Here is an 18,421-nt window from a genome sequence, read left to right as displayed (position 1 = left end):
GCGCTCCTCCTTGGAGTGCACATTCTGACATAAAAATGCTGACATAAAACGACGGGATCGACGGGCAAACAAAAAACCCAGCCGTTTGGCTGGGTTCTTTGCGGTATAAGTGCCTGACGATGACCTACTCTCGCATGGGGAGACCCCACACTACCATCGGCGCTAAGCGGTTTCACTTCTGAGTTCGGCAAGGGATCAGGTGGTTCACGCGTGCTATAGTCGTCAGGCGTAACAGGTAATGCATATCATGCTGAATGTTGTGTGATCGTCTCTTGTCCGTCAGCGCCTTGGCTGGCGGATGCGTATCCGGTTTTCTGAGTGGCGATCCACTCGATCGTTATCATCGCGACCAGACCCCTTGGGTGTTATAGGGTCAAGCCTCACGGGCCATTAGTACACGTTAGCTCAACGCCTTGCAGCGCTTCCACACCGTGCCTATCAACCAGCTGGTCTCGCTGGGCCCTTTAGGAGGCTCTAGGCCTCAGGGATGTCTCATCTTGAAGGGGGCTTCCCGCTTAGATGCTTTCAGCGGTTATCCCGTCCGACCATAGCTACCCGGCAATGCCACTGGCGTGACAACCGGAACACCAGAGGGTCGTCCACTCCGGTCCTCTCGTACTAGGAGCAGCTCTTCTCAAACATCCAACGCCCACGGCAGATAGGGACCGAACTGTCTCACGACGTTCTAAACCCAGCTCGCGTACCACTTTAAATGGCGAACAGCCATACCCTTGGGACCGACTTCAGCCCCAGGATGTGATGAGCCGACATCGAGGTGCCAAACACCGCCGTCGATGTGAACTCTTGGGCGGTATCAGCCTGTTATCCCCGGAGTACCTTTTATCCGTTGAGCGATGGCCCTTCCATACAGAACCACCGGATCACTAGAACCTGCTTTCGCACCTGCTCGACGTGTCTGTCTCGCAGTCAAGCACCCTTATGCTCTTGCACTCATTGCACGATGTCCGACCGTGCTGAGGGTACCTTCGTGCTCCTCCGTTACGCTTTGGGAGGAGACCGCCCCAGTCAAACTACCCACCACACACTGTCCTCGATCCGGATAACGGACCTGAGTGAGAACGCCAATGATGCCAGGCTGGTATTTCAAGGTTGGCTCCACCCGAACTGGCGTCCGGGTTTCAAAGCCTCCCAGCTATCCTACACAGGCAACATCAGCGTCCAGTGTGAAGCTATAGTAAAGGTTCACGGGGTCTTTCCGTCTAGCCGCGGGTACACCGCATCTTCACGGCGATTTCAATTTCACTGAGTCTCGGGTGGAGACAGCGTGGCCATCATTACGCCATTCGTGCAGGTCGGAACTTACCCGACAAGGAATTTCGCTACCTTAGGACCGTTATAGTTACGGCCGCCGTTTACCGGGGCTTCGATCAAGAGCTTCGGCCGAGGCCTAACACCATCACTTAACCTTCCGGCACCGGGCAGGCGTCACACCCTATACGTCCGCTTGCGCGTTAGCAGAGTGCTGTGTTTTTACTAAACAGTTGCAGCCACCTGGTATCTTCGACCGGTTCGGGCTCGGGGAGCAAGTCCCATTACCCTACGCCGGCGTGCCTTCTCCCGAAGTTACGGCACCATTTTGCCTAGTTCCTTCACCCGAGTTCTCTCAAGCGCCTTGGGATTCTCACCCTGACCACCTGTGTCGGTTTGGGGTACGGTCGCACATGATCTGAAGCTTAGAGGCTTTTCCTGGAAGCGTGGCATCAATGACTTCCGGACCGTGGTCCGTTCGTTTCGTGTCTCGGCCTTAGCGTCCCGGATTTACCTAAGACACCAGCCTACTCACTTTCACCAGGACAACCAACGCCTGGCTCACCTAGCCTTCTCCGTCCCCCCATCGCAATCATGTCCGGTACGGGAATATTGACCCGTTTCCCATCGACTACGCCTTTCGGCCTCGCCTTAGGGGCCGACTCACTCTGCTCCGATTAGCGTCGAACAGAAACCCTTGGTCTTCCGGCGAGGGAGTTTTTCACTCCCTTTATCGTTACTCATGTCAGCATTCGCACTCGTGATACCTCCAGCATGCTTCTCAACACACCTTCATTGGCTTACACGACGCTCCTCTACCGCTCATCCAGAGGATGAACCCGTAGCTTCGGTACCTGGTTTAGCCCCGTTACATCTTCCGCGCAGGCCGACTCGACTAGTGAGCTATTACGCTTTCTTTAAAGGATGGCTGCTTCTAAGCCAACCTCCTAGCTGTCTGAGCCTTCCCACATCGTTTCCCACTTAACCAGGATTTGGGGACCTTAGCTGACGGTCTGGGTTGTTTCCCTTTTCACGACGGACGTTAGCACCCGCCGTGTGTCTCCCACGCTGGCACTCACCGGTATTCGGAGTTTGCCTCGGGTTGGTAAGTCGGGATGACCCCCTAGCCGAAACAGTGCTCTACCCCCGGCGGTGATACGTGAGGCGCTACCTAAATAGCTTTCGAGGAGAACCAGCTATCTCCGAGCTTGATTAGCCTTTCACTCCGATCCACAAGTCATCCAAATCTTTTTCAACAGATCCTGGTTCGGGCCTCCAATTGATGTTACTCAATCTTCACCCTGCTCATGGATAGATCGCTCGGTTTCGGGTCTATATCCAGCGACTGTGTCGCCCAGTTAAGACTCGGTTTCCCTACGGCTCCCCTATACGGTTAACCTCGCCACTGAATATAAGTCGCTGACCCATTATACAAAAGGTACGCAGTCACGGAACAAGTCCGCTCCTACTGCTTGTACGCACACGGTTTCAGGATCTATTTCACTCCCCTCTCCGGGGTTCTTTTCGCCTTTCCCTCACGGTACTGGTTCACTATCGGTCAGCCAGGAGTATTTAGCCTTGGAGGATGGTCCCCCCGTCTTCAGTCAAGGTTTCTCGTGCCCCGACCTACTCGATTTCACATGATCAGATTTTCGGCTACGGGGCTATCACCCACTATGGCCACGCTTCCCAGCGTATTCGCCTAATCAGTCACATGCTTAAGGGCTGGTCCCCGTTCGCTCGCCGCTACTAGGGGAATCTCGGTTGATTTCTTTTCCTCAGGGTACTTAGATGTTTCAGTTCCCCTGGTTCGCCTCCTACGCCTATGTATTCAGCGTAGGATACTCAGCTGATGCTGAGTGGGTTTCCCCATTCAGAGATGTCCGGGTCACAGGTCGTTTGCCACCTCACCGAACCTTATCGCAGGCTACCACGTCTTTCATCGCCTCTGGCTGCCTAGGCATCCACCGTGTGCGCTTCATTGCTTGACCCTATAACCCGAAGGGGTCTGGTATCTCGCAATGATAACGATTGCCGGATACGCTTGAGACGTATCACTTAACAATTACGTATGAACGTTTCAACAAACGTTCATGTCAGCATGATATACATTGTTAAAGAGCGACTGCTATGCGCAGTGATAAGCGGATGCTTTTTTCACTTTAAAAGGAAAAGAAAGACCTTTTCTTTTTTTAACGTGAAAACAGCGCTTATCACTGCGTAACAACAGCATTCTGATCAGGTAATTCATTGTGAGCGCTTACCGCGAGGGGAAGACATCGTTTAAGGAGGTGATCCAGCCGCAGGTTCCCCTACGGCTACCTTGTTACGACTTCACCCCAGTCATGAACCACACCGTGGTGATCGCCCTCTTGCGTTAGGCTAACCACTTCTGGTGCAGTCCACTCCCATGGTGTGACGGGCGGTGTGTACAAGGCCCGGGAACGTATTCACCGTAGCATTCTGATCTACGATTACTAGCGATTCCGACTTCACGGAGTCGAGTTGCAGACTCCGATCCGGACTGAGATCGGCTTTTCGGGATTGGCTGACTCTCGCGAGCTCGCAACCCTTTGTACCGACCATTGTAGCACGTGTGTAGCCCTACTCGTAAGGGCCATGATGACTTGACGTCGTCCCCACCTTCCTCCGGTTTGTCACCGGCAGTCTCCTTAGAGTTCCCGCCATTACGCGCTGGCAAATAAGGACAAGGGTTGCGCTCGTTACGGGACTTAACCCAACATTTCACAACACGAGCTGACGACAGCCATGCAGCACCTGTCTCTGCGTTCCCGAAGGCACTAAGGTATCTCTACCGAATTCGCAGGATGTCAAGAGTAGGTAAGGTTCTTCGCGTTGCATCGAATTAAACCACATGCTCCACCGCTTGTGCGGGCCCCCGTCAATTCATTTGAGTTTTAACCTTGCGGCCGTACTCCCCAGGCGGTCGACTTATCGCGTTAACTTCGCCACAAAGTGCGCTAGGCACCCAACGGCTGGTCGACATCGTTTACGGCGTGGACTACCAGGGTATCTAATCCTGTTTGCTACCCACGCTTTCGCACCTCAGTGTCAGTGTCAGTCCAGAAGGCCGCCTTCGCCACTGGTATTCCTCCCGATCTCTACGCATTTCACCGCTACACCGGGAATTCTACCTTCCTCTCCTGCACTCTAGCTTGACAGTTCCGGATGCCGTTCCCAGGTTGAGCCCAGGGCTTTCACAACCGGCTTATCAAGCCACCTACGCGCGCTTTACGCCCAGTAATTCCGATTAACGCTTGCACCCTCCGTATTACCGCGGCTGCTGGCACGGAGTTAGCCGGTGCTTCTTCTGCGAGTGATGTCTTTCCTAGCGGGTATTAACCGCTAGGCGTTCTTCCTCGCTGAAAGTGCTTTACAACCCGAGGGCCTTCTTCACACACGCGGCATGGCTGGATCAGGGTTGCCCCCATTGTCCAATATTCCCCACTGCTGCCTCCCGTAGGAGTTCGGGCCGTGTCTCAGTCCCGATGTGGCTGATCATCCTCTCAGACCAGCTACGGATCGTTGCCTTGGTGAGCCTTTACCTCACCAACTAGCTAATCCGACATAGGCTCATCCGATAGCGGGAGCCGAAGCCCCCTTTCTCCCGTAGGACGTATGCGGTATTAGCCTGGGTTTCCCCAGGTTATCCCCCACTATCGGGCAGATTCCTATGCATTACTCACCCGTCCGCCGCTCGTCAGCATCCAGCAAGCTGGATCTGTTACCGCTCGACTTGCATGTGTTAGGCCTGCCGCCAGCGTTCAATCTGAGCCATGATCAAACTCTTCAGTTTAAGATCAATGCGGTTCTTACCTGTGACCGAGGCCACAGAAGCGAACCAAACTTGGCTCAAGGGTCAAACGAATTCATTCATTAGGCCGAAGCCTGTTTGACGAGTCGCTTGCCTTGATAATAGGTGATGATTCACCCTCATCGGCAAGCGCCCACATGAATTACCTGATCAAATTGTTAAAGAGCTGTTTCGCTGTGCCGGCTCGATGACCTGAACCGTGTTGCCTCAGCGAGGAAGGCGTATTCTACGCATTCCGTGGTGTTTGTCAACCGCTGTTTTCAGCGAGTGAAGCGAGCGATCCAATCAATAACGAGACGGCGCTAACTTCCTGACAAACCAGAGGTTTTTAACCTCTTGCACCGCTGGTAACGCTTGGCGTCCCCGGCAGCGGATGCGTACTTTACGGATTCGAAGCCGGGTTGGCAAGGGCTAATTATCAAATAGTCGAAAAAAGTCTCGGCCAGAACATCTGCCCGCTTATATTGAACAGCGGATGAACAGCGGAAACCGCTTCGGCACGTCTGGATTGGCGGTTACACTTAGCGCCTTAATACAGCGGCCACCTTCACCCACGCCCACTTATGATGAGGTCCATGATGAGCCAGCACCTATTAACCGTCGATTCATTAAACCGCGATAGCGTCGATCACTTATTACGCGTGGCGGCACGCATGGAGCCGATTGCTAGTCGCCGCCAGGTGACGCGGGTGTTGGAAGGGGCCGTGCTGGGCAACCTGTTTTTTGAAGCGAGCACTCGCACACGGGTGAGCTTCAATGCCGCGTTCTGCCGACTGGGGGGAAGCGTGTGCGACACCACAGGCTTTACCTTCTCTTCCATGGCCAAGGGCGAGTCGCTTTACGACACCAGCCGTGTCATGAGCGGCTACTGCGATGCGATCGTGATGCGTCACCCAGACCAAGGTTCGGTAGCCGAATTCGCCGCCGCCACCCATGTCCCCGTCATTAACGGTGGCGATGGCCCAGGCGAGCACCCAAGCCAAGCCCTGCTGGATCTTTATACCATCGACAAGGAGTTCCAGCGGCTGGGTAAGCGCTTGAGCGGGGCGCACATTCTGCTGACCGGTGATTTGAAATATGGGCGTACGGTGCATTCGCTGATTAAGCTGCTGTCACTCTATGACCCGCTGCGCATTACGCTGGTGTCGCCACCAGGGTTGGAGATGCCTTCCTACTTAATTGATCTAGTGGCTTCTCGCGGGCATCGCATTGAGCAACGCGACTCATTGGCCAGTGACTTTGCCGATTTAGATGTGGTGTACACCACCCGCATTCAGAAAGAGCGCTTTACGGATGAAATGAACGAGAGCTTCCAGGGGCTTTCCGATGACTTTATGGTCAACCGCGATTTTCTTGACCAGCGCTGCAGTCAAAGCACGATCGTAATGCACCCGCTGCCCCGCGATAGCCGCCCTGGCGCCAATGATTTGAACGTCGATTTGAACGGCGACCCGCGGTTGGCGATTTTCCGCCAAACCGATAATGGCATCCCCATGCGGATGGCGATTTTTGCCACGCTGCTCAAGGTGGATGACCTGATCGAGAAAGACCTCCGACCTGTCCGCTGGTTCGTGCCCACTCAAACCGGCACGCTCGATCGTTAATACTGTGCTGGATCAGTACGCGCTGCGCCCACCGGGAAGGCCTTCCTGGTGGGCAAACCAACCTTCCAAAATCAGTACAGCGGCGATGCCATCCACGCTCTCTTCTCGGTAGTTGCCTCGGTGGCCCGCCGCACGCGCAATCTGCTTGGCCTCGCGCGTCGAGCCCCGCTCATCGACCATTTCACAGGGCTTCCCATAACGGCCGTGCAAGCGATTGCCAAATTTGCGGGCGCGGGTGCTCATCAATGACTCGGTGCCGTCCATATTGAGCGGCAAGCCGACGACGAATAGGTCTGGCTGCCACTCTTCGATGAGACGCGTGACCAAATGCCAATCGGGTATACCATCCCGCGCCGTCAGCGGCGGCAACTCACGGGCACTGTGGAGCAACTCGTTACCCACGGCGACCCCAATACGGCGCGTACCGAAATCGAAGGCCAAGATGAGACGCTGCCCTTGCTCTGCCATGCTAGGTCTTCTCCGCACAGGTCATGCATGACCCGCGTTGCGCGTCATCAAATTGAGATCGACACCCAAAATACCGGCCGCTGCCGTTAGCCGCTCTGCAGGAGGCGTATCGAACAGCACACTGCCTTGGCCTTCGACGGTCAGCCAAGCGTTCTCTTTGAGCTCCTCTTCCAACTGCCCCACGTCCCACCCCGCGCAGCCTAAACAGACCAGGAAGTGTTCGGGACCGGTACCGTCTGCCAAGGCTTGCAGAATATCCATGGAGGTCGTCAGCGCGATACCGTCCTCCACCTGGATGCTGGAATCCCACGCTTGGCTATCTCCCATGTGGAGGATGAAGCCACGATCCTTATGCATCGGGCCGCCGTAGTAAACGGGCGCATTGCGATGCGGGCTATCGTCGCCTCCTAGTGAAAGCTGCTCGAACAGCGCATCTAGCGTGATGTCCATTGGGCGGTTGGCAATCACGCCCATGCAACCGTTGTGGTCGTGATCACATAGATAGATCAGGCTGCCCGCAAAGTTGGGGTCTTCCAAATGGGGCATCGCCATCAAAAAATGGTGCTTTAAACTTTGCATGCGTCTCCTACGGCTTGCCGATGGTTCGGCAAGCCTCGCGTCATAGGGCGGGTGCGCCGTGACCGGTTAAGCCAGACGACGCTCGATCGCGTCCAGCAGCATTCCGGAAATGTCGGTGCCACGCTGATCATCGATTTCACGAACGCAGGTAGGGCTCGTCACGTTGATTTCCGTGATGTAGTCGCCAATCACGTCCAGGCCGACGAACATCAGGCCTTTCTCACGAATCATCGGCTGCACCTGTTGAATCAGCCAGTGGTCGCGTTCGGTCAGTTCACGGCTCACGCCGCGCCCGCCTGCGGCCAGGTTGCCACGGGTTTCGCCCGCCGACGGGATGCGCGCCAGCCCGTAAGGCACCGGCTCGCCATCGACCAAGAGAATCCGCGTGTCGCCATCCTTGATGTCCGGCAGGTAGCGCTGGGCCATGATTTGGCGCTGACCGCGTAGGGTCAATTGTTCGATCACCGCGCCAATGTTGCGGCCCTCGGGGCCAATATGAAAAATCCCCGTGCCGCCCATGCCGTCGAGCGGCTTGAAGATCACATCGCCATGCTCGGCATGAAAGGCGCGTAGCACGTCATCGCGGCTGGCGACGACCGTCGGCGCGCAGCACTGGGGAAACTGCTGGGCAAAAAGCTTTTCGTTACACTGCAGCAGCGCGGCGGTGGGGTTCACCACCAGCACGCCCTCACGCTCGGCAAAGCCCAGCAGGTGTACCGCGTTGATGAATTCGGCATCCACCGGCGGGTCTTTTCGCATCAGCACTACGTCCAGCTCGGCCAACGGGCGTTGAGTCGCTTCGCCTAGGTCGTACCAGTGTTCAGGGTTGCGGTGCACGGTGAGAGGACGCATCCGCGCATAGGCCTTACCCGCCTGCAAGAAAAGATCGTCCTGCTCCATGTAGTGGAGCGTATAGCCGCGCTCTTGGGCGGCCCAGAGCATGGCTAAGGTGGTGTCTTTCTTGTACGCGATGTCGCTGATGGGATCCATCACCACACCGAGATGCAACGTTGATTGGCTCATCGAAATACAGTCCATGCAGGATCAATAGGTCATCAGTATGCCGCACTGCAGGCACGGCTCCAACCGCGGCTAGGTATCCGACGTATCGGAGAGCGCACCGGGTACCAGGCGGATCGCATCCGGCGCCAGGGTGATCAACTGCTGTTTATAGAGTCGGCCAATCGCCTGTTTATAGGCGCTTTTGCTCACCCCTAGTCGCGTTTTGATATCGTGCGCCGAACTTTTATCGCCTAGCGGTAAATAGCCACCGCTTTCGCGCAGCGCCTTTAGCACTTTGTCACCCACCACGTCCAGACGTGCGGCGCCGGGCGGTAGCAGCGAAATATCCACGCGGCCATCCTCGCGGCGCTGTTTCACAAAGCCTTTTAGCGACTGCCCGCGGCGCAACGGCTGAGTAATGTCGTCTTGGTAGATCAGCCCCCAGTAGCGGTGATTGACCACCACTTTCATGCCTAAATCCGTGCGGTCGGCCACCACCACATCGACTTCGTCGCCTTTCTCTAACGCCCAGGCGTCGTCCGTTAGGAAACGGTCGAGTCGCATGGTAGCAACCGGTCGCCCCTGGTCGTCGCTATACAGCATCACCAGCACCCGCTTGCCGGGGTCGGGGCGAAAGCGCTGCTCGCTATAAGGGAGCAGCACGTCTTTGGGCTGCCCCCAACGCAAAAACGCCCCGGTGCTGTTCACCGCCGTCACGGTTAAATAGGCCACATCGCCCAGTTGGGCAGACGCATCGCTGACAGATCGAGGGGTGGCGTGTGATTCACGGACCATGGGTGCCGTCCTTACAGGAAGTAGATCTTCATTATGGTACCTTGCCAAAGCAAGGCAAAGCGGCGTCGAGTGACGCGAGCGCCGGATACAAAAAAACCGCTGCCGCAGCAAAGACGGCAGCGGTTCGATAGTGAGCGCTTACAAATCGCCGAAGTGGTGCTGCAAGAGCGTGAGCGCAACAACGGGAGCGGTTTCGGTGCGCAGCACTCGCGGCCCCAGGGTAAGAGGCGTGAAGTGGCTGGCCGTCGCAGCCTGAATATCCGTGTCGCTCAGCCCGCCTTCCGGACCGATCAGCAGCGCGGCGGACGTAGGCCGCTCTGACTGAGCAAAGCCGTTACCCGTCGCTAGATGCAACATCAAGCGCAGCGGCTCTTGGCGCTCGGCCAGCCACTCGCCTAACGTCTGCGGAGGGTGAACAGGCGGCACTACTGCCCGGCCGCTCTGCTCGCAGGCGCTGGCCGCCACGGCCTGCCAATGCGCCAGCTTCTTTTCTTCACGGTCGCCTTTCAAACGCACATCGCCCCGCTCGGTATAGAGCGGGGTAATCGCCGCCACTCCGAGTTCGACGGCTTTTTGAATGGCGTAATCCATGCGATCGCCCTTGGAAATCGCTTGCCCAAGATGCACCGCCAGCGGTGACTCGCCGCTACCCGCCCATACCGCTTCCACGGTCACGGTCGTCTGCTTGCGGCTCACCTCGGCTAACCGCACGCCCGCCTCATGCCCACTGCCATCGAATACGATCAGCGGCGCGCCTTCACCCATGCGCAGTACGCGGGTCACGTGCTTGGCCGGGCCGTCAGGGAGCGCCAGCGTCGTGCCCGCGGCTAACTCGGCAGGCACATACAGACGGGGCATTTTACCGTGTTGGGCCTGCCAGTCGGCGGCGGTCAGCGTGTCCGACATGGGTTAGTGCGTGTTCTCAGCCGCTTGGCTGGCCTGCTGCGCTTCGCGCTGCTTGCGCTGGGCGTACATGGCTTCGAAGTTGACCGGCGCCAGCATCAGCGGCGGGAAGCCACCACGGTTGACGAGGTTATCAACGCACTCACGGGCGTACGGGAACAGCAGGTTGGGGCAGAATGCACCCAAGGTTTGCTCGAGCTGTGCGCCTTCGATGCCCGAAATACGGAACAGGCCCGCCTGCTCGACTTCCGCCAAGAACGAGGTAGTGCCGGTTTCGCTGTCGTTGACCTGTGCGGTCACTTTCACCACGACTTCATACTGGTCGTCGGCCACTTTCTGGCTGGTGGTATTGAGGTCCAGGTTGACCTTCGGCTTGAACGCTTGCTTGAACACGGACGGAGAGTTCGGCGCTTCGAAAGAAATGTCTTTCACGTAAATACGCTGTAACGAGAATTTCAGCTGAGGCTTTTCGCCTTCTGCGGCGCCTGCCTGCGGGGTGTTGTTATCTTCCGCCATGGGATACTCCTGATTGTTCATCCATTAAAAAGGGGTGCGGCGTTACCGCGACGTATGCTCTCGTTTACTTCTTGACCACCGGAAGGCCATCCGCCTGCCACTGCATCATGCCGCCGCGCAGCTTCATTGCCCGCTCAAACCCGGCTTTGGCAAGCTTTGCCTGGGCAGCGCCAGAACTTTGGCCATGCTTGCACACCACGATGATCGGCTGGCTCTTCACTTTCTCCAGCTCGTTCATGCGGCTATCCAGGCTGCTTTGGGGAATGTTACGAGCGCCTGCGATGTGGCCGGCTTTGAAGTCTTTGCTCTCACGGATGTCCAGCACCACCGCGTCTTCGCGGTTGATGAGCTGCGTGGCCTGGGTAGAGGACACCGCATTCGAGGAGGCGCTGCGCGTTTCGTAAACGATCCACGCTATGAGCACCAGCAAAAATGCCCCTACGAGAAGGGGGTGGTTCATTACGAATTCGAACAGCTGATCGATCATCGCGAACACAATCTCTTGGTCTATGCAGAAAAAAGCGGCGTCACCGCCCTCAGAAACGCGACAAGTATACACGTCACAGGGCATACCGCGCAGGCCATGACGCCCGACGGCTGCCTGCGTTATGATGCCCCAAGCGCGCGCCTGTCGCGACCCCGATTATCAGGTGTTGTCTGAAAACTGGCGGAGCTGGCCTCACCAGCGTTTCAAACAGTACCTCACGTCGCTTGGCTGACCCACAAACGAGGGATTCTTTCATGGCATCATCTGCACCGCGCCCCGTGGCGCTGATCATCCTAGACGGCTACGGCCACAACCCCGATAGTGCTCACAACGCCGTGGCAGCGGCCAATACGCCGGTGATGGACGCGCTATGGGCTAACCGCCCCCACGCCTTCGTGCATACCGATGGCCGTCATGTGGGGCTACCCGACGGCCAGATGGGCAACTCCGAAGTCGGCCATATGAACCTGGGTGCCGGGCGTATCGTTTACCAGGACTTCACTCGTATCACCAAAGCCATCGAAGAGGGTGACCTGGACACCAACGAGGTGCTCACCAAGCCCATCGACGACGCGGTCGCCAATGGCCGTGCCGTGCATCTGCTCGGCCTGCTCTCACCCGGCGGCGTGCACAGCCACGAAGACCACTTTATCGCCATGGCCGAGCTGGCGGCGCGACGCGGTGCCCAGCGCATCTATGTACACGCCTTTCTAGATGGCCGGGACATGCCGCCGCAAAGCGCGCTGGCGTCTATCGAGCGCGCCAACGCCCGTCTAGCAGAACTGGTCGGTGCCGATAACGGCTTTGTTGCGTCCATCATTGGCCGCTTCTTCGCCATGGACCGCGACAACCGCTGGGAACGCGTCGAGCAAGCCTACCGCCTGCTCACCGACGGCCACGCGGAGTACACCGCCACCAGCGCGGAAAGCGGCCTGCGTGATGCCTACGAACGCGGCGAAACCGATGAGTTCGTCGCCGCCACGCGCGTACCGGGCAACGGTAACGCCGTGACGTTACAGGATGGCGACGCCGCCTTATTCCTGAACTTCCGCTCCGACCGCGCCCGCGAACTCACTCGCGCCTTCACCGAGGCAGACTTCGACGGCTTCGAGCGTCAGGTGCGCCCAACGCTGGCAGGCGATGGGTTGGTGATGATGACCCAATACGCCGCCGACATCGATGCCCCTGCGGCGTTCCCGCCTACCGACCTCACCGACACCCTAGGCGAAGTGGTGGCCAAGCGTGGCCTCACCCAGCTGCGCATTGCCGAAACAGAGAAGTACCCCCACGTGACGTTCTTCTTCTCCGGCGGTAACGAAGCCGAGTACGAAGGCGAAGAGCGCATCTTGGTGCCTTCCCCCCGCGACGTGAAAACCTACGACGAAAAGCCGGAAATGAGCGCGTTCGAGATTACCGACAAGCTTGTGGAGGCCATCGATAGCGGCCGTTTCGATCTCATGGTGTGCAACTACGCCAATGGCGACATGGTCGGCCACACCGGGGATTTCGACGCTGCCGTGAAAGCGATCGAGACCGTCGACATTTGCGTTGGCCGCGTGGTGGAAGCAATCGAGCGTGCGGGTGGAGCCTGCCTGATTACCGCCGACCACGGCAATGCCGAACAGATGGTCCACCCGGAAACCGGCGCCCCGCAAACCGCTCACACCACGTTTGTGGTGCCGCTGGTGTACGTGGGAGAGCGGGCGGCAGAACTCGACGACGGCCGCCTGTGCGACCTGGCCCCCACGCTGCTGACCATGATGAATCAACCACAGCCTGAGGCGATGACCGGCACGCCGCTGCTGCGCTTCACGTAATGCCCATGTGGCGACCACTCGCCCTTGCCACTCTGCTGCTGGCCTTGGGCCAGCAGCCCGCCTTGGCGCAGCCGGACGAACGCGCTGCTCGTGAGCAGCTCGATGCGCTCGGGCAGGAGATCGACGCCATGGCCGAGCGGCTCAGCGCGACCGGCCAAGCCCGCGATAGCGCTCAACGCGAGCTAAAGGCGGTGGAAACCGAGCTCGCCCAGACCCACCAGCGGCTGGACCAGCTTCAGGCGGAGCGGCGCCAACTCAATGACGAGACCACCCAATTACGTCAGCACCGCGAACGCTTGCAGAGCGAACGGGAAGCTCAGTATCAAGCGCTCGGGCAGCAGCTCGCCGCGCTCTATCGGCTAGGGCCTACGCCCCAGCTCAAGCTGTTGCTCAACCAACGTGACCCTGCCGAGCTGGACCGTATGCAGGCCTATTTGAACCGGCTAACACAGGCGCGCCAGCAGCGCCTGGCCGATATTGCGCGGCTGGACACGGCACTTGCCGATACCGAACAAGCACTGGCAGAGCGCCAAACGCGTTTGGATACCTTGGCGGACGAGCTGGAGACCCAAAGCGCTCTACTCGCCGAGCGCACCGAAGCGCGCCGGGGCGTCGTCAATACGCTCGATGATCGCTACGGGAGCGAGGCGGAACGCTTGGCCGACCTGAACCAGAGCCGCGAGCAGGCAGAGCAGCAGCTCCGCGCGATTCAAGCCGAATTGGCACGCCTGGCAGAGCCCACGCCCACTACGCACATCACCCGCACGCAAGGGGATCTGCCCTGGCCCGTGCAGGGCAGCATCACCGCCAGCTTTCAGCGGCGGGATGGGGTGCACTACAACGGTATCGTGATTCAGGCCAGCGAAGGCACGGCGGTCACGGCGGTCCACTCGGGTCGCGTGGTCTTCGCCGATTGGATGCGAGGGTTCGGCAACTTATTGATCATCGACCATGGCGACCAGATCATGACGCTTTATGCGCACCTGCAGCAGTTCAGCGCCCGCCCCGGACAGCAGGTGAATCGTGGCGACGCTATTGGCCGGGTGGGCAACAGCGGCGGGCAGCCCCGGCCAGCGCTCTACTTCGAAGTGCGGCGAGGCGGGGAACCCATTAATCCGCAACGTTGGATTGCGCGCCGTTGACGGGATAAGCTGATGCTACTCTCTTTATAGTCACTCTCTTGATCATGACCCTCACAACCCGCGCAGTGCCACTGGCGCTGCCTTTCGCCTAGCGGAGTCCGCATGACGCTATCTGTTACCGAGGTATCGGCCCCTGCCAAGCGTTTCTTGGCCACCCTGCTTCCGCTCGCGCTGCTGGCTGCCCCGCTCCCTTTGGCCGCTCAGCCGGCGAACAGCGTCGCCGATGACCTGCCGTTGGAGGAGATTCAAACCTTCGCCGAGGTATTCGAGCGTATCAAACGCGGTTACGTCGAAGAGGTCGACGACCGCACGCTGCTGCGCAACGCCATGCGGGGCATGCTCAGCGAGCTCGACCCCCACTCGGCCTACCTGGATGAAGAGGAGTACCAAAGCCTGCGGGAATCCACGCAGGGCGAGTTTGGCGGCATCGGTATCGAAGTCGGCACCCAAAATGGCCAACTGATGGTCGTCACGCCCATCGATGACACGCCCGCCTCCCGGGCAGGCCTGCTGTCTCAGGACATCATCGTGGCCATCGATGGCACCCCCACCGATAGCCTCTCACTGCAGGAAGCCGTCAACTTGATGCGCGGCGAACCCGGCACGCCACTGCGTTTGACGATCCTGCGCTCCGGCGAAGAGTCACCGCGGGAGTTCACCCTCACCCGTGAAGTGATCCGCAGTGAGAGCGTCAAGCAAGAGGTGCTGGAGCCCGGCTACGGCTATTTGCGCATTAGCCAATTTCAGTCCCGCACGCCCGAACAGGCTCGCCGTGCCATCGAGCGTATGGCCCGAGAGCGGCCCTTGGAAGGTTTGATTCTGGATCTGCGCAATAACCCCGGTGGCGTCCTCCAGGCAGCGGTGGGCGTCGCCGATCTATTCCTCGATGATGGGCTGATCGTGTATACCGAAGGGCGACTCTCGGATACCGAAATGTCGTTTTCGGCGTCTCCGGATACACCAGCGGGCGACATCCCGCTCGTGGTCCTCATCAACAGTGGCAGCGCGTCGGCGGCGGAAATCGTCGCGGGCGCGCTGCAAGATCAGCGCCGGGGCGTCATCATGGGGACCGAGAGCTTCGGTAAGGGCTCGGTGCAACAAATCATGCCGCTAGGCAATGGCGAAGGCTTGAAGCTGACGACCGCCCTTTACTACACCCCGAATGGCCGCTCGATCCAGGCGCAAGGCATCGAGCCGGACGTCGAAGTGGTGCGCGGCCGCCTGGAAGTGGCGGAAGGGCGTCGCGAAATCCGCGAATCGGATTTAGACGGCCATCTAGGCAGCCAAAGCGATATGCCACCCGAGCGCGCCGCCATGTCTCAGCGGCTGCGCGAGGATTACCAGCTCAGCGAAGCGCTGAACCTGCTGAAAGCGCTGAACGTAGTGGATCGTCGTCGCGGCTAGCTAGCGGCACGATAGCGGCAGGCGGCCTCGCTCTCCGGTCGCCTGCCGCATTACCAAGCGTTTAAGCGGCACGAGCTGGTTCATACCGTTCATACCCACGTTGCGCGCCAGCGTAAACACCGGATGCTGGCTGCCAAACAGCCCCTTGAACCCCTTCATCAAGCCTAGCATGGCGCTGTTATCGAAGCGCCGACGACGCTCGTAGCGGCGCAGCGTGGCCACACTGCCCCACGGCGCGCCGCGCCGCCAAGCCAAGACCACTTCTTCCGCTAACACTGCCGCGTCCATCAATCCTAAATTGACGCCCTGCCCGGCCAGCGGATGCAGGCTGTGGGCGGCATCGCCGACTAACGCGAAGTTGGGCTGCACATAATGCTGGGCGTGGCGCTGTACCAGCGGAAACCGATAGGCGCTATCCACGGGCATGACATCACCCAGACGATGATCAAACGCCTCGCCCAGCGCCTGCCCCAGCGCCTCTGCCGAGCACGCCGTCAGCGCTTGGGCATGCTCAGGCGTGGTGGACCAGACAATGGAGCAGTAGCGATCATCCCCGTCGACGGTGAGGGGTAAGAACGCCAGTGGACGACCCGCGATAAAGGCTTGCCGTGCGGTGGCCCCATGGGGCTGTGCGCAGCGCACCGTGGTGACGACGGCCTCTTGCGCCATGGACTCCTCCGCTACCGAGATGCCCGCTAGCGCGCGCAAGGCAGAGCGCGCACCATCGGCCGCGACAAGCAGCGGCGTTTGCAGCTGTCGGCCATCGTCGAGCACCAGCCAGCGGCCACGCGCCGTGGTTTGCAGCGCCTCTACCCGCACGCCATTCAAGCGCGTTAGGGTCGGCTGCTTGGCGACATGCTCGTTCAACGCGGCCAGCGTCACGTCATTCTCGACGATATGACCCAACACGGCGGTCCCCGCTTCGTCTGCCGAGAAGCGAATATGACCACTGCCTTCGGCATCCCATACCTCCATGTAACGGTACGGCGTGACGCGTGCCGTCTGCATAGCGGGCCAGGCACCCAAATGGGTGAGCAGTCGCTGGGACACCGGGGTCAGCGCGCTGACGCGGGGGGCGGGAATCTCGCCAGCGACGTCATCCAGGTGCAACGTCGATGCTTTGGCTTCCACCAGCGCCACCTGCATTCCCGCTTCTGCCAATAGCCCCGCCAGCGCAGTGCCCACCATACCCGCGCCAACAATTACCGCATCGAAACGCGTGACGGGCGGCTTAGCTGCTTGTGATTGCGTTGTCATAACACTCCTTGGCTTGGGTCATTGAGGGCGCTGGATGAGAGCGTCAGCGCTCCAGGCCCATCGCGCGGCGTGCCAAGCCACGGCGCAGCGGGCCAATCAAATTAAGGCCGATCAACCCAGCGCCACGGGCGTGGGGCAGCAGCGGCCACGAGTAACCAAACAGCCGCACTAAGCCGTCACTAAAACGGATCACGTTGGCGCGGTCTTGGGCGCGGCGGCGCTCAAACGCCTGCAACGTGTTCATATCTCCCAAGGAGCGCTGCTGCTGAGCCCCTTGGGAGAGCGCTTCCACTAAATCCATCACCGAGCGCAGCGCTAAATTGAAGCCCTGGCCAGCCACCGGGTGCAGCGCATGGGCCGCATTGCCCAACACGGCTAAGCCGGGGCGAACGGGCTCTTCTGCCGTCACTAGCGACAGCGGATAGCTAAACCGCTGGCCAACGCGGGTAAAGCGCCCGACGCGGTCACCGAACGCCTGCTGAAGCTGGCGCAAGAACGCTGCATCCGGCAGCGCCATTCGAGTGCCTTCACTGCCGCTGGCGTGGGTCCAGACCAGCTCCATGGCCTGCCCCGGCAGTGGCAGCAGCGCGATGGGCCCCTCAGAGGTAAAGCGCTCGTAAGCAACCCCTTGATGGGGCTGGCTAATGCCCACATGGGCAATGACCGCCGTTTGCTCATAGGAGTGACGGCGGCTGGCGATTCCGAGCTGCTCCTTCAGCCCCGAGCGGCCGCCATCGGCCAAAATGGTCAACGCCGCCGTTAGCTCGCTTCCATCGGAAAGCCGCAAATGGTGGCCGCTGGCCGTGGGCGTTAGCCGTGCCACCGTGGCCGGGCAGTACCACTCGATAGGCAGTTGCTGCAGCTTTTGATGCAGCACGCGCCCCATCCAGGCGTTGGGAATCACGTGCCCCAAGGCAGCGACGCCTAGCTCTTGTGCATTAAGGCGCGTCGCGCCCAAACGGCCCCGCTCGCTAATATGAATACGATTAATCGGTGTGGCCTCGACCTGCATCGCTTCCCACACGCCTAGCTGGCGAAAGCGCTGCGCCGAGCCTTCGGCAATGGCGCTTGCCCGGGCATCGAAGCTCGGCTGCCACGTCGTGTCCTCAGTGCTCTGCGGTAGCGCATTGGCTTCGATGATGGCGACCCGCCAACCGTGGCGCTTGATGAGCGGTGCCAATGCACAGCCCAAACTGGCCCCCACCAGCCCTCCGCCCACGATCACGATGTCATGGGTGGGCGACGGCGCTTGTGGACGTGGTCCCTGCTCAGCCCCATGCATTGGCCTCTCCTCGTTCATATCGCACGATCACTGCGATTCGTAATTTCGTAACGTAGCTTAC

General features: G+C 59.4%; 13 protein-coding genes and 3 rRNA genes. 4 read left to right on the top strand and 12 right to left on the bottom strand.

Annotated features, from left to right (window positions below; genetic code table 11):
* Positions 1-111: 111 nt before the first annotated feature.
* The 3 genes from rrf to CTT34_RS00195 form a co-directional block, all read right to left on the bottom strand.
* Positions 112-227, bottom strand: a 5S ribosomal RNA gene (rrf, locus tag CTT34_RS00205).
* A gap of 142 nt (positions 228-369) precedes the next feature.
* Positions 370-3,260: ribosomal RNA gene (locus tag CTT34_RS00200) — 23S ribosomal RNA — on the bottom strand.
* Positions 3,261-3,553: 293 nt separating this feature from the next.
* A 16S ribosomal RNA gene (locus CTT34_RS00195) occupies positions 3,554-5,086 on the bottom strand.
* Together the 16S, 23S and 5S rRNA genes form the textbook arrangement of a ribosomal RNA operon.
* A 596-nt stretch (positions 5,087-5,682) precedes the next feature.
* Here CTT34_RS00195 and CTT34_RS00190 point away from each other — a divergent pair.
* On the top strand, positions 5,683-6,708 hold the full coding sequence (locus CTT34_RS00190) for an aspartate carbamoyltransferase (RefSeq protein WP_159343665.1): 1,026 nt from the start codon (positions 5,683-5,685) through the stop codon (positions 6,706-6,708).
* A gap of 12 nt (positions 6,709-6,720) precedes the next feature.
* Here CTT34_RS00190 and ruvX read toward each other — a convergent pair whose 3' ends face one another.
* The 7 genes from ruvX to CTT34_RS00155 all read right to left on the bottom strand — a co-directional run bounded on the left by ruvX (position 6,721) and on the right by CTT34_RS00155 (position 11,458).
* Positions 6,721-7,176, bottom strand: a complete 456-nt coding sequence (gene ruvX, locus CTT34_RS00185) for a Holliday junction resolvase RuvX (protein WP_159340551.1) — start codon at positions 7,174-7,176, stop codon at positions 6,721-6,723.
* 21 nt (positions 7,177-7,197) lie between these two features.
* Positions 7,198-7,755, bottom strand: a complete 558-nt coding sequence (locus CTT34_RS00180) for a YqgE/AlgH family protein (RefSeq protein ID WP_159340550.1) — start codon at positions 7,753-7,755, stop codon at positions 7,198-7,200.
* Positions 7,756-7,821: 66 nt separating this feature from the next.
* Positions 7,822-8,778 (bottom strand): glutathione synthase, encoded by a 957-nt coding sequence (gene gshB, locus CTT34_RS00175; protein WP_159340549.1) that lies wholly within the window; start codon positions 8,776-8,778, stop codon positions 7,822-7,824.
* Positions 8,779-8,847: 69 nt separating this feature from the next.
* Entirely contained in the window at positions 8,848-9,552 is a 705-nt protein-coding gene (locus tag CTT34_RS00170; RefSeq protein ID WP_159340548.1) for a CvfB family protein, read from the bottom strand.
* Positions 9,553-9,690: 138 nt separating this feature from the next.
* On the bottom strand, positions 9,691-10,458 hold the full coding sequence (locus CTT34_RS00165; protein WP_159340547.1) for a 16S rRNA (uracil(1498)-N(3))-methyltransferase: 768 nt from the start codon (positions 10,456-10,458) through the stop codon (positions 9,691-9,693).
* Between the two features lie 3 nt (positions 10,459-10,461).
* Entirely contained in the window at positions 10,462-10,971 is a 510-nt protein-coding gene (secB, locus tag CTT34_RS00160; protein WP_044628537.1) for a protein-export chaperone SecB, read from the bottom strand.
* A gap of 64 nt (positions 10,972-11,035) precedes the next feature.
* Positions 11,036-11,458: a rhodanese-like domain-containing protein gene (locus CTT34_RS00155; protein ID WP_159340546.1), complete on the bottom strand. Its 423-nt coding sequence runs from the start codon at positions 11,456-11,458 to the stop codon at positions 11,036-11,038.
* A 254-nt stretch (positions 11,459-11,712) separates the two neighbouring features.
* On the opposite strand from CTT34_RS00155, the gene gpmI reads away from it, so the two are divergent.
* The 3 genes from gpmI (at position 11,713) to CTT34_RS00140 (ending at position 15,821) form a co-directional block, all read left to right on the top strand.
* The gene (gpmI, locus tag CTT34_RS00150) at positions 11,713-13,275 is read left to right on the top strand and encodes a 2,3-bisphosphoglycerate-independent phosphoglycerate mutase (RefSeq protein ID WP_159340545.1); all 1,563 of its coding nucleotides are present in this window, start codon (positions 11,713-11,715) and stop codon (positions 13,273-13,275) included.
* A complete protein-coding gene (locus CTT34_RS00145) occupies positions 13,275-14,417 on the top strand; it encodes a murein hydrolase activator EnvC family protein (protein ID WP_159340544.1) in 1,143 nt (380 codons plus the stop codon). The genes gpmI and CTT34_RS00145 overlap by 1 nt, the downstream gene beginning before the upstream one ends.
* 102 nt (positions 14,418-14,519) lie before the next feature.
* The gene (locus CTT34_RS00140; protein ID WP_159340543.1) at positions 14,520-15,821 is read left to right on the top strand and encodes a S41 family peptidase; all 1,302 of its coding nucleotides are present in this window, start codon (positions 14,520-14,522) and stop codon (positions 15,819-15,821) included.
* Here CTT34_RS00140 and CTT34_RS00135 read toward each other — a convergent pair whose 3' ends face one another.
* Positions 15,822-17,078, bottom strand: coding sequence for a UbiH/UbiF/VisC/COQ6 family ubiquinone biosynthesis hydroxylase (locus tag CTT34_RS00135; protein ID WP_159340542.1), 1,257 nt, complete (start codon positions 17,076-17,078; stop codon positions 15,822-15,824).
* Positions 17,079-17,121: 43 nt separating this feature from the next.
* Positions 17,122-18,360, bottom strand: a complete 1,239-nt coding sequence (ubiH, locus tag CTT34_RS00130) for a 2-octaprenyl-6-methoxyphenyl hydroxylase (protein WP_159340541.1) — start codon at positions 18,358-18,360, stop codon at positions 17,122-17,124.
* Between the last annotated feature and the right edge of the window lie 61 nt (positions 18,361-18,421).

The organism is Halomonas meridiana (assembly GCF_009846525.1).
Classification (GTDB): domain Bacteria; phylum Pseudomonadota; class Gammaproteobacteria; order Pseudomonadales; family Halomonadaceae; genus Vreelandella.
Note: the sequence above shows the minus strand (reverse complement) of the source record. Positions and strands in the feature narration are given on the sequence as shown.